Below are 11,437 nucleotides of genomic sequence, written 5' to 3'. Positions count from 1 at the left end.
GCGAAACGAACAATAAACAACCTTTAGATATGAATTACGAAAATATTTTAGCGACTTCTGAAAACGGAATCGCCACGATAACAATCAACAGGCCTACAAAATTAAATGCTTTAAACAAGGCAACTATTGAAGAACTGCATACCGCTTTTGACACCTTAGACAAAGATCATAGTGTACGTGTAATTATATTGACAGGGAGCGGCGATAAGGCTTTTGTTGCTGGAGCTGATATTTCTGAATTTGCCAACTTTTCGGTTTCGGAAGGAGCAGAATTAGCGGCAAAAGGACAATCGTCTTTATTTGATTTTGTAGAAAATTTAAAAACTCCAGTTATTGCTGCCGTTAATGGTTTTGCTTTAGGCGGTGGTCTAGAATTGGCTATGGCCTGTCATTTTAGGATTGCTTCTGATAATGCAAAAATGGGTTTGCCAGAAGTTTCTCTTGGCGTCATTCCAGGGTATGGCGGGACACAACGACTGCCTCAATTAGTCGGAAAAGGAAAAGCAATGGAATTAATCATGACCGCCGGAATGCTGACTGCCGAAGAAGCTAAAGCATCAGGATTAGTGAATCACGTAGTTCCACAGTCTGAATTAGTAGAATTGGCAACTACTTTAGCGCAGAAAATCATGAAAAATTCTCCGGTTGCTATCGGAATGGCAATCGAGGCCATCAATGCCAATTTCAAAGACGGTATTGACGGCTATGCTGTGGAAATCAAAAACTTTGGTGATGCTTTTGGAACTGAAGATTTTAAAGAAGGAACAGGTGCTTTCTTAGAAAAAAGAAAGCCGGTCTTTATTGGAAAATAATAAAACAAAAAAGCCAGAATATAAATTCTGGCTTTTTATTATCTCTTTCCTTCGCATTCTGCAAAAAACTGTTCTAGGAATTTCTCCATATAGGCATGTCTTTCCTCAGCTATTGACTTACCTGTCTTGGTATTCATCTTGTCTTTCAGCAACAGCAATTTCTCATAAAAATGATTGATCGTTGGCGAAACGGAATTTTTATATTCCTCTTTGCTCATGTTCAGGTTAGGAGCAATTTCTGGATTGTAAAGCGGCCTGTTTTTAAATCCTCCATAATTAAAAGTCCTGGCTATGCCAATAGCTCCAATCGCATCCAAACGATCGGCATCTTGCACGACATCGAGTTCAATGGAAGAAAACTTACGTTCAAAATTCCCTCCTTTAAAAGAAATATTTTCGATGATGTTTACGACGTGGATGATTGTATCTTCTGAAACGTTTTGCTTTTCAAGAAACTCCCAAGCCAATTTCGGGCCAACAGTTTCATCTCCATCGTGAAATTTACTATCGGCAATATCGTGCAGCAAAGCGCCTAAGGCAACAATAGTATTATCGCAATTTTCATACTGAGCAATATTCAACGCATTGTTATAGACTCTTTCGATGTGAAACCAGTCGTGTCCGCCTTCGGCATCTTTAAGTTTTTCTTTTACGAAAGCAATTGTCTTTTCTATTAGTATCTTGTCCATAATTTATTTGAGAAAAAAAATCCTCTCTGTGAAGAAAGGATTTGATTATTATTTTAATGTTGCAGGCTCTACCCATTTAAAAATATGGGATTCTGCAGGAATTACTAATCGTTCTGAAATCTTGGCCATCCTTGCAGGAAGTTTCATCAAGAAATCTCTGGCTTTTTCGGCTTCATCAGTCAATCCTGAAATTTTACCGATTTCCCATTTGTCCATCAATTTCTGCATGATTTCAATATAATCGGTAGCCGTATACACTCCGATTCTTTGTGCTGAATCTGAAAATTGTTCGAAAGCAGTACTTATCTTTTCACCCGATTCTCTCAAGAAATGAGCCGGCATCACGATTTTCTGCTTCATCATATATTGGAAAGCCAGCATCATTTCACTCGGGTCTACTTGAAAAATTCTGTTTACAAATTCAGAATAAGCATGATGATGACGCATTTCGTCACCCGCAATTAGCTTGCACATTTTTGACAATTTGTTATCTCCAAATTTCTTTGCAATTTGAGAAACCCTGTTGTGCGAAACATACGTCGCTAATTCTTGGAAACTCGTATAGACAAAGTTTTTATACGGATCTCTTCCTGTTCCGATATCAAATCCGTCGTTAATCAGATGCTGGGTAGTCATTTCAATCTCGCGCATATTCACACGACCTGAAAGATAAAGGTATTTGTTCAAAAGGTCTCCATGGCGATTTTCTTCTCCGGTCCAATTTCTAACCCATTTAGACCAGCCATTTCCACCCTCATCAACTTGATTAACACCTTCCACATCCATAAGCCAAGACTCATACGTTGGAAGCGCTTCTTCTGTAATCGTATCGCCGACTAAAACTACCCAGAAATCATAAGGCAATTCTTTTGCAATCTCTCTTAATTCTTTTACGTCTTCAAAAAAGGTTTCTTTTTGAGAATCTGGCAAAAGGTCAGAAGGCTGCCATATCTTCTCCACAGGAATCAGATATTGATCAACGAACGTATCAATATTTTTCTCTAGAAACTGCATTACTTCTAGACGAATGTTTTTTATAGACATAATTTTAATTTTTTATTCCTTCAACTACAGCTTTTTCTGTCTCTTTCATCAATTCATCAAAAGGAACTTGTGCCACTGAAATTGGCTTATGAGTGGTAAAGGTAAGGCGATTTCCTAAACCTACAGGAAAAAAGCCATATTTAACAATTTTCCAAGAATTGTTTATGGTAATCGGAACCACAACTGCCGATGGTGCATTCTTGCATAAAATTTTCAATCCCGTCTGGGCGAATTCTTTAGGATTTCCGTCTTTGCTTCGGGTTCCTTCTGGAAAAATGACTGCCGCACGGTTGTGTTTTTCAATATATTCCGCCAAGCCTTTGATTGTTGGTACGGCCTGTTTTGGATCTTTTCTATCTATTAAAACGGAACCTCCGTGTCTTAAATTGTAAGAAACGCTTGGAATTCCTTTGCCTAATTCTTTTTTGCTGACAAATTTCGGGTGGGATTTCCTGAAGAACCAAATTATGGCAACTATGTCGTACATGCTTTGGTGGTTGGCGACAAAAATTACGGGAACTCCTTTAGGAACCAATTCTCTTCCTTCAACTTTATACGTTGTTCCCAGAAGATGCGTTGTCCTTAATAAGCATAAATTTAGGTAATCGACACTTTTTTTATGCGCCTGATACCCAAACACATTAAAACAAATCCACTGGATGGGATGAAAAATCACTAAAAACAATCCAAAAAACAGATAGTATACTGCCGAAATTGGGTATGAAATAAGTTTCTCCATAGTTATTATAATTCACCGCAAAAGTACTAATTATATTTTTGTTTATTTTAATTGAGAAATAGCAAAATTGTATCAAAAAATAACGCTTGCTACGTAGAAAAAAAGAACTATTTTTACGAAAAATAAGTGCCAATTATAAATGAAAGAAAAAATGAGTTCAGAGAAAGAAGCCAAATTGAAAGCGTTGCAACTAACGCTTGATAAATTAGATAAGACCTACGGTAAAGGTACCGTAATGAAGCTGGGTGACCGCGCTGTTGAAGAAGTAGAAACGATTTCATCCGGATCTTTAGGATTGGATTTAGCTCTTGGAGTGAATGGATATCCAAAAGGAAGAATTATTGAAATTTACGGACCTGAATCTTCGGGTAAGACCACATTAACTTTGCATGCGATTGCTGAAGCTCAAAAGGCTGGCGGTATTGCTGCTTTTATTGATGCGGAACATGCTTTTGACAGAAGTTATGCAGAAAAATTAGGCGTAGATGTAGAAAATCTTATCATTTCACAACCAGACAACGGAGAGCAAGCTTTAGAAATTGCAGAAAACTTAATCCGTTCTGGCGCAATTGATATTGTTGTAATTGACTCTGTTGCCGCCTTAACGCCAAAAAGCGAGATTGAAGGCGAAATGGGAGATTCAAAAATGGGACTTCACGCTAGATTGATGTCGCAAGCCTTGAGAAAATTAACCGGAACAATCAGCAAAACGCATTGTACCGTTTTCTTCATCAACCAGCTTCGTGAAAAAATCGGTGTAATGTTCGGAAATCCAGAAACGACAACAGGTGGTAATGCCTTGAAATTTTATGCTTCGGTTCGTTTAGACATCAGAAGATCTTCGCAGATTAAAGATGGAGAAAACGTAATCGGAAACAGAACAAAAGTAAAAGTCGTAAAAAACAAAGTGGCTCCGCCATTCAAGACAGCAGAATTCGACATCATGTATGGTGAAGGAGTTTCTAAAACTGGAGAAATTTTAGATCTGGCAGTAGAATTTGAAGTCGTGAAAAAATCAGGCTCTTGGTTCAGCTACGGCGACACGAAACTCGGCCAAGGTCGAGATGCGGTAAAAGCCTTAATCAAAGACAATCCAGAATTGGCTGAAGAATTAGAGCTGAAAATCAAATCGCTGATTAAAGAAAATAATAGTTAAAAATAAAAACCCGAAAATTTCGGGTTTTTTTATATCCAAACGCAACCTTTAGCATAAATCTTCATCTACACAATAAAGCATAAATAGTAATACAAAAAAATGAAAAAGTTAATTTCAATTTTATTTCTGGCAATTATAGCTGTCACTGCCTTTAGTTCCTGCGAATTAGGCGACGATGACAACGTTAATTACCACTTTGAACTGATTCCTACAGAAAGCGCAGTATTTCCTGAAAGTTTTATCTTGGGACAGACGTATACCATAAAAGTGTATTATAAAAGACCTACAAGCTGTCATTTTTTTGAAGGCTTTTATTATGAAAGAGATTCAAATGTTAGAACAATAGCGGTACAGACAAGCGTTATGCACAGTGATTCTTGTACTGAATTAGATGAAGAGCCTGTTGAGGCTTCATTTGATTTCTTGCCAACAAGCACCGGTTCTTACGTTTTCAAATTTTATCAAGGAAAAGATCAATATGGAAATAACCGTTTCTTGGAGTATGAAGTACCAGTAGTTCAACAATAATTTTTAATTTATACAGGAAAACTTTGGGTTTAGAACAACTCATATACGATTGCAGAGATAATGATACAAAAGCTCAAGAACAATTATATAAGTTGCTCTCTCCTAAATTGTTCAGTGTCTGCTTGAAGTATTCGCGAAATTATGTGGAAGCCGAAGATAATCTTCAGGATGGATTCCTGATTATCTTCAGCAAGATAGGACAATTTAATTTCAAGGGTTCTTTTGAAGGCTGGGCAAAAAGAGTAATGGTGAACAATATCCTACAAAAATATCGAGGCAGTTCTGTTTTTGAAATCGTAAATGATACTATTCCTGATGAAGCAGAAGTTGAGATTGATGATGAAAATGTGACGCTTGAATTTTTAATGAAAATTATTCAAGAATTACCAGACCGGTACCGATTGGTTTTTAACTTGTATGTAATGGACGGTTATTCGCATAAAGAAATTGCCGATATGCTTGACATCACTACAGGAACAACAAAATCAAATCTTGCACGTGCAAAAATGATTTTAAAAGAAAAAATAGAAGCTCAGGCCGGAAACGGAAATTATACAGCAGCAAAATGAGTGAGAAAAAAAATTTAGAACGGCTTTTTCAAGAAAAGTTCAAGGACTTCGAAGCGACACCTTCGCCTGCAGTCTGGGACAATATAGAAGCCGAACTTAGGAAGAAAAAGAAGAGAAGAGTCATTCCGTTATGGTTTAGACTTTCAGGTGTTGCCGCAATATTGCTTATCGGATTCGTAATCGGAGATGGATTAATCAACAATTCTTCGGAAACTGATAACGGAGTTGTAAATCAAGAAAAAAATAATTCAAATAACGGCGGTACAAACGAATTAGTTCCTATGAAAAGCCCTGTAAAAAGCAACGAAGTTGTTACTGAGGCTGAAAATACGGATTTAGAAAAAAATACATCATCAAAAAACGAATCAGAGGATACAAATGCAACACAAAACAGACCTGACAAGTCTAATGCATTAGAAAGAAACTATGTAAAGAACAAAGCAGTTGCTAGCCAAGATAATACCGACAGCAACAATGCTAAAAAGGGCACTATTATAAAAAACAGCACTAATAAAAGCCTAAATAAGTTTAAAAATCAGACCTTAAAAGACAACAATACAGGCCTTGCCAATCAAGAAGCTGTTAATAAAAAGAATACTCAAGGCAATACTAGCGCTATCGCAAATTCTGGAAATAAAGAAAATAGTTCTGAAAAACTGTTTAATGATAATACCAGTAATAAAAACAAAGCTTTAGCCAATCAAGAAAATCTGAACGGAAACGAAAAGCAGCTTGCTTCAGTTGAAAAAAAACAAAATGACAACGTTCAGAAAAATGACAAGACCATACAAAACAAAAATCTGATCGATAAAAATCAAAATAACACTTCTCGAATTGCTTTTAATACTGATGCTTTCGAGAAACAAAAAAAAGATTCGGCAGCTGTTGCTACTGTCGAACCTAATCCGCTGGAAGAATTGCTAAAAGAAAAAGAAAAAAAACAACAAGCGGTTACAGAAACTAAAGTAAATAGGTGGCAAATTACGTCCAACGTAGCCCCTATTTATTTTAGCTCTGCTTCCAACGGTTCCCCTATCGCCCAGCAATTTGCAGATAATAATAAAAGCTACGACAAGAACCTTAGTTTTGGCGTAGGCGTTAATTATGCATTAAACAAAAAATGGTCTGTCCGTGGCGGAATCAACAAATTGACTTTGGGCTATAATACGAATGATATTGTGTATTATGCAGGCTTGTCGGATGTTAATTCTAGAGGTATTATGGCTTCTAGCAACATCCAAGAAAGTTCTTCTGCCATAGTTATAATTGTAGAAGACAATACGGCCACGAACTTGGTCTCATTTGATGATGTTCCTGGGAAAAAAGCCGGGCATCTAAACCAAACTATGGGCTATGTGGAAGTTCCTGTAGAACTTTCGTATAAACTTATAGATAACAAATTTGGAATAGAGCTAATCGGGGGAATGAGTACGCTGTTCTTAAACGAAAACAGCTTGTCTGTAGTATCGCCTGGTATGACGACTAGTATAGGAAAGGCATCGAATTTGAACGATGTTTCTTTTACCTCTAATATCGGAATTGGATTTAAATATAAATTTTGGAAATCATTTGAAGCGAATGTTGAGCCTAAGTTGAAATACCAAATCAATACATTCAGCGAAAATGCAGGAGGATTTAAGCCTTATTTTATAGGCTTGTATTCTGGAATAAGTTTTAACTTTTAGATTAGTTGGTTTTATAGTTTAGTTAGGTTCGTCATTACTTAATACGTTAATGACAGAAAAAGGCGTCGTGGTTAGGCGCTTTTTTTGTGGCCAAATTTCAAGAGTTGCTGATAAATAATCTCTCTCACTATTTCTCGCAGTTCTTTGATTTCTTTTTTATCGCCCACATCTTTCCCTTTTGTTTCTATAAAATGATGGATTTTTGCTCTCATCAAGCCAGGACTTCCGCTCAAAAAAGTATATGAAAATCTTTTTTTGTTATCTGCGAATGTCATAGGAACAATCGGAATCTGGTGTTCTAGCGCTAATCTAAACGCACCGTCTTTGAATTCATCCAAGAGCACCGATTCGTCATCAGGAACACCGCCTTCTGGAAAAATGCAGATGCTCAATCCTTGCTCCAATCTTTTTTGGGCACGGTTAAATACTTCCATTCGGCTTTTAGAACTGCTTCTATCTACCAAGATGCACGTCCTTTTATAAAAAAATCCGAATAGCGGAATCTTGGCCAGTTCTTTCTTTCCCACAAAAACAAATGGGTTGCGTACGAGTGCAAGCATCAGCATGATATCCGTCATCGATGTATGATTCGATACAAGCATATAACTTTTGCCTTCTTCAAGTTCTTGCTCACGCTCTACTTTATAATAAAAGCCCATACCGAAAAGAATGATTTTAGCCCAAATCCTAGCCAAGACAAAGAAATAAGGATACCATTTTTCTTTTAAGATAGAAACTAGCAAAAAAGGAAGCATAATGATAATGGGAAGTCCCATCAAAAAATAGAACCAGATTCTCCAAAGGACCCAAAAAAATACTTTAAAAAGACGCATGCAGAATGTTTATCATAAGATTGCTTTAGAGGACAGAAGTTGATTCTTAAATTTTGTTTTCCAAATGTAAGAATTCAAACCTTACATTTTGCTAAAACATTTACCTTTGCAGAAATTAAGTTATCATGTCAAAAATACTCACAGGAATTCAAAGCACGGGAACGCCTCATCTAGGAAATTTGCTAGGAGCGATTATTCCGGCTATTGAATTATCAAACAAGCCAGAAAACGAAACTTTTCTTTTTATTGCCGACCTGCATTCTGTTACGCAGATCAAAAATGGAGAAACATTACGCCAAAACACGTACAGTACAGCTGCAACGTGGCTTGCCTGTGGAGTAGATATAAACAAAGTGATCTTTTACCGCCAATCGGATGTTCCTCAAACAGCAGAGATGTCTTGGTATTTGAGCTGTTTCTTTCCATACCAAAGATTGACTCTGGCGCATTCTTTCAAAGACAAAGCCGACAGACTAGAAGATGTAAATGCAGGTTTGTTTACCTACCCGATGCTTATGGCCGCTGATATTCTTTTGTATGATGCAGAATTCGTCCCTGTCGGGAAAGACCAATTGCAGCACATCGAAATTACGCGTGATGTGGCTTCCCGTTTTAACCATCAGATGGGAGAAACTTTTGTCTTGCCAGAATCGTATCTCCAAGAAGATACAAAATATGTTCCTGGAACCAATGGCGGCAAAATGAGCAAATCGGCAAACAATATCATCAATATATTTTTGGATGATAAGGCTCTTCGCAAACAAGTAATGTCGATCGAAACCGACAGCACGCCTTTGGAAGAACCAAAAAATCCAGATACCTGCAAGATTTTTGCTATTTATAAGTTGCTTGCTAATGAAAGCCAGTTAGCAGAAATGACCGAAAAATATAAAAATGTAAATCGTGATTTCGGTTGGGGCCATGCCAAGCAGGCTTTATTCGAATTGATTCTTGAAAGATTCAAAGTCGAAAGAGAAAAATACAATTACTACATGAATAATCTGGAAGAAGTTGACAAAGCGCTATTTCAAGGTGCTGAAAAAGCAAAGGCCGTAGCCAATGTAGTTTTGGAAAGAGTACGAAAAAAATTAGGATATTAGTTAAGAGCCCCGCAATAGCGGGGTTTTTATTTTTAAACAGCTTCAAATAATTTTCCTGGCAAAGGACGAATAACTCCCTTTAATTCCATATTTAAAAGCAGAGACGATATTTTATAAATTGGGAAATTGCACTCCAAAGCAATGATGTCCATCAATTCTTTACCTTTTGCCTGCAGATAATTATAGATTATTTGCTCTTCATAATCCAATTCCACAAATAATTTCTTTTGGACAGTATTTGTCTTTTCAGTGTCTAAATCCCAGTTTAATATATAAATCAGGTCTGCGGCGGAGGTAAGCAAATGGGCTTTTTGGGCCTTGATCAAGTTATTACAGCCTTGGCTGTATTTGTCTGTCGCTCTTCCGGAAAAAGCAAAAACATCCCGATTATAATCATTCGCCATATTTGCAGTTATCAAAGAACCTCCTTTTTCTGCCGACTCAATAACGATAGTCGCTTCAGACATGCCGGCTACAATTCGATTACGGCGCACAAAATTTTCTTTGTCAGGATTAGAAGTACTCCAAAAATCAGTCATGAAACCGCCATTTTCTTGCATCTTGGCTACATATTTTTTATGGACTTTAGGATAAATCTGGTTTAATCCATGGGCAACAATTCCTATAGTCTGCAGATTATGTTCCATTGCTGCTTGATGTGCAACAATATCAACTCCATAGGCAAAACCGCTTACGATCACAGGATCTAACGGAGCTAAATCTGAAATTAGTTTCCTACAAGATTCAATTCCATAAGAAGTAATTTGGCGTGTTCCGACTATGCTGATTATCTTTCTATTTTTTAGATTGAAATTTCCTGAAGCGAACAACAAGACTGGACTATCAATGCAATGTTTTAGCTTTTCGGGATAATCTTCATCTTGAAAGTAAAGGACTTCGATTGTATTGGCTTTAAGAAATCGCAGTTCGTCTTCTGCTTTTTTAAAAACAGATTTATCTTTAAGATTTTTGATCAGTACGCTTCCAATACCGTCAATGCATTCTAATTTTGACGCCTTCGATTGGAAGACTTCTTTGGCGTTTCCAAAGTGAGTGAGCAGTTTTTTGGCAACAACATCGCCGACCAATTCTACTTTTTGTAAGGCTAATAGATAAAATAATTCTTCTTCGTGCATGGCAAATAATTGAATTTCAAAGAAAAGACTTTTTGTTGAGATTGTTAATAAAATTTGTTGATAAAATTTTGACCTGACTAATGAATAAGTAACTTTGTTTCTATGAAGATTGAATTTTACATTTCCCAACTTTTGTATCGATACCAATGTGTCGCTGTTCCTGGTTTTGGTGCTTTTCTTACCGAAATCCAATCGGCGAGGCTTAATGAAAGCGCTATGGCATTTTATCCGCCAAGGAAACTGGTTTCTTTTAATTTTCATTTGAAAAACAATGACGGATTGCTTGCTAATCACATCTCGCAATATGAAAAAATCTCTTACGAAGAGGCTATAAAAAACATCGAAGCAGCAGTTGCTGGTTGGAAATTTGCATTGCAGCAAGGCCAAGCTATCCTCTTAAAAAACATTGGACAACTATCGTTAAATTCAGAACAAAATCTTGTTTTTGAGCCTTCAGATAATTTGAACTACTTGACAGATTCTTTTGGATTAAGCACATTTGTTTCTCCAAAAATCCAAAGAGAAGTTTATAAGGAAGAAGTAAAAGCTCTAGAAGTAAAAGCTCCAATACTTTTCACTCCTGAAAGAAGAAGTAATACTTCCTACCTTAAATATGCTGCTATTTTTGTCCTTGGACTTGGAGCAGCCGGATTTTTTGGAAACAACTATTACCAAGAACAGATTAATTCTGAAAACCTGATCGTGCAGCAAGCCGTTCAGAAAAAAGTACAAGATAAAATACAAGAAGCTACTTTCTTTATTGAAAGTCCGCTACCAGCTGTAAAACTTACTATCAAAGAAGAAAAACTGGCTTACCATATTGTTGCAGGTGCTTTTAGAAATGAAGAAAATGCACAAAAAATATTCGAAAAGCTAAGCGCAAAAGGCTACAAAGCACGAAGAATTGCGCAGAATAAACATGGTCTTCATCCTGTGCTTTACGGAAGTTTTTCAAACTATGCAGAAGCTCAAAAAGCAATGTCAAAAATCCAAAAAACAGAGAATCCTGAAGCTTGGCTTCTGATTCAAGAATTATAAAAAATCAATCCCGGCTCGTTCGGGATTTTTTTTGCTTTGAAAGGAAAATTTTATTGCTCCAGAAGCTATATGATTTACCAGCATATCTGTTACCTTTGCAAAAAAAAC

The 11,437-nt window shown here is 36.7% G+C and carries 12 protein-coding genes; 7 read left to right on the top strand and 5 right to left on the bottom strand.

Annotated elements, in window-relative coordinates; genetic code table 11:
- The first annotated feature begins 29 nt into the window (after positions 1 to 29).
- Positions 30 to 812, top strand: coding sequence for an enoyl-CoA hydratase/isomerase family protein (locus tag GGR22_RS07700; RefSeq protein ID WP_182493167.1), 783 nt, complete (start codon positions 30 to 32; stop codon positions 810 to 812).
- Positions 813 to 850: 38 nt separating this feature from the next.
- On the opposite strand, the gene GGR22_RS07695 is transcribed toward GGR22_RS07700, so the two are convergent.
- Genes GGR22_RS07695 through GGR22_RS07685 form a run of 3 tightly spaced genes read right to left on the bottom strand, consistent with a single transcriptional unit; the run spans position 851 to position 3,284 of the window.
- On the bottom strand, positions 851 to 1,501 hold the full coding sequence (locus tag GGR22_RS07695) for an HD domain-containing protein (protein WP_121375771.1): 651 nt from the start codon (positions 1,499 to 1,501) through the stop codon (positions 851 to 853).
- 48 nt (positions 1,502 to 1,549) lie between these two features.
- On the bottom strand, positions 1,550 to 2,545 hold the full coding sequence (locus GGR22_RS07690) for an acyl-ACP desaturase (RefSeq protein ID WP_121375770.1): 996 nt from the start codon (positions 2,543 to 2,545) through the stop codon (positions 1,550 to 1,552).
- 4 nt (positions 2,546 to 2,549) lie between these two features.
- The gene (locus GGR22_RS07685) at positions 2,550 to 3,284 is read right to left on the bottom strand and encodes a lysophospholipid acyltransferase family protein (RefSeq protein WP_182493166.1); all 735 of its coding nucleotides are present in this window, start codon (positions 3,282 to 3,284) and stop codon (positions 2,550 to 2,552) included.
- 151 nt (positions 3,285 to 3,435) lie between these two features.
- Between GGR22_RS07685 and recA the strand changes: the two genes are divergently transcribed.
- The 4 genes from recA (at position 3,436) to GGR22_RS07665 (ending at position 7,222) form a co-directional block, all read left to right on the top strand.
- The gene (recA, locus tag GGR22_RS07680) at positions 3,436 to 4,440 is read left to right on the top strand and encodes a recombinase RecA (RefSeq protein WP_121376260.1); all 1,005 of its coding nucleotides are present in this window, start codon (positions 3,436 to 3,438) and stop codon (positions 4,438 to 4,440) included.
- Positions 4,441 to 4,539: 99 nt separating this feature from the next.
- A complete protein-coding gene (locus GGR22_RS07675; protein ID WP_182493165.1) occupies positions 4,540 to 4,968 on the top strand; it encodes a hypothetical protein in 429 nt (142 codons plus the stop codon).
- 23 nt (positions 4,969 to 4,991) lie between these two features.
- A complete protein-coding gene (locus GGR22_RS07670) occupies positions 4,992 to 5,537 on the top strand; it encodes an RNA polymerase sigma factor (protein ID WP_182493164.1) in 546 nt (181 codons plus the stop codon).
- Positions 5,534 to 7,222, top strand: coding sequence for an outer membrane beta-barrel protein (locus GGR22_RS07665; RefSeq protein ID WP_182493163.1), 1,689 nt, complete (start codon positions 5,534 to 5,536; stop codon positions 7,220 to 7,222). The genes GGR22_RS07670 and GGR22_RS07665 overlap by 4 nt, the downstream gene beginning before the upstream one ends.
- Before the next feature lie 71 nt (positions 7,223 to 7,293).
- On the opposite strand, the gene GGR22_RS07660 is transcribed toward GGR22_RS07665, so the two are convergent.
- Positions 7,294 to 8,055 carry a lysophospholipid acyltransferase family protein gene (locus tag GGR22_RS07660; RefSeq protein WP_182493162.1) on the bottom strand — a complete coding sequence of 254 codons (762 nt, stop codon included), beginning with the start codon at positions 8,053 to 8,055 and terminating at the stop codon, positions 7,294 to 7,296.
- Positions 8,056 to 8,180: 125 nt separating this feature from the next.
- On the opposite strand from GGR22_RS07660, the gene trpS reads away from it, so the two are divergent.
- Complete coding sequence (gene trpS, locus GGR22_RS07655; RefSeq protein WP_182493161.1) at positions 8,181 to 9,155, top strand: tryptophan--tRNA ligase; 975 nt, start codon at positions 8,181 to 8,183, stop codon at positions 9,153 to 9,155.
- Positions 9,156 to 9,187: 32 nt separating this feature from the next.
- On the opposite strand, the gene dprA is transcribed toward trpS, so the two are convergent.
- Positions 9,188 to 10,291: a DNA-processing protein DprA gene (gene dprA / locus GGR22_RS07650; protein WP_182493160.1), complete on the bottom strand. Its 1,104-nt coding sequence runs from the start codon at positions 10,289 to 10,291 to the stop codon at positions 9,188 to 9,190.
- A 102-nt stretch (positions 10,292 to 10,393) separates the two neighbouring features.
- On the opposite strand from dprA, the gene GGR22_RS07645 reads away from it, so the two are divergent.
- The gene (locus tag GGR22_RS07645) at positions 10,394 to 11,329 is read left to right on the top strand and encodes an HU domain-containing protein (protein ID WP_182493159.1); all 936 of its coding nucleotides are present in this window, start codon (positions 10,394 to 10,396) and stop codon (positions 11,327 to 11,329) included.
- Positions 11,330 to 11,437 lie beyond the last annotated feature (108 nt).

Source organism: Flavobacterium gossypii, from assembly GCF_014138495.1.
In the GTDB taxonomy this organism is placed as follows: Bacteria; Bacteroidota; Bacteroidia; order Flavobacteriales; family Flavobacteriaceae; genus Flavobacterium; species Flavobacterium endophyticum.
This window is presented reverse-complemented; position numbering and strand designations above follow the sequence as displayed.

Coding starts and splice junctions, on each gene's coding strand:
- GGR22_RS07685 (WP_182493166.1), bottom strand. CDS start 3,284: ATGGAGAAACTTATTTCATACCCAATTTCGGCAGTATACTATCTGTTT.
- dprA (WP_182493160.1), bottom strand. CDS start 10,291: ATGCACGAAGAAGAATTATTTTATCTATTAGCCTTACAAAAAGTAGAA.
- trpS (WP_182493161.1), top strand. CDS start 8,181: ATGTCAAAAATACTCACAGGAATTCAAAGCACGGGAACGCCTCATCTA.
- GGR22_RS07675 (WP_182493165.1), top strand. CDS start 4,540: ATGAAAAAGTTAATTTCAATTTTATTTCTGGCAATTATAGCTGTCACT.
- GGR22_RS07645 (WP_182493159.1), top strand. CDS start 10,394: ATGAAGATTGAATTTTACATTTCCCAACTTTTGTATCGATACCAATGT.
- GGR22_RS07700 (WP_182493167.1), top strand. CDS start 30: ATGAATTACGAAAATATTTTAGCGACTTCTGAAAACGGAATCGCCACG.
- GGR22_RS07695 (WP_121375771.1), bottom strand. CDS start 1,501: ATGGACAAGATACTAATAGAAAAGACAATTGCTTTCGTAAAAGAAAAA.
- GGR22_RS07690 (WP_121375770.1), bottom strand. CDS start 2,545: ATGTCTATAAAAAACATTCGTCTAGAAGTAATGCAGTTTCTAGAGAAA.
- recA (WP_121376260.1), top strand. CDS start 3,436: ATGAGTTCAGAGAAAGAAGCCAAATTGAAAGCGTTGCAACTAACGCTT.
- GGR22_RS07665 (WP_182493163.1), top strand. CDS start 5,534: ATGAGTGAGAAAAAAAATTTAGAACGGCTTTTTCAAGAAAAGTTCAAG.
- GGR22_RS07660 (WP_182493162.1), bottom strand. CDS start 8,055: ATGCGTCTTTTTAAAGTATTTTTTTGGGTCCTTTGGAGAATCTGGTTC.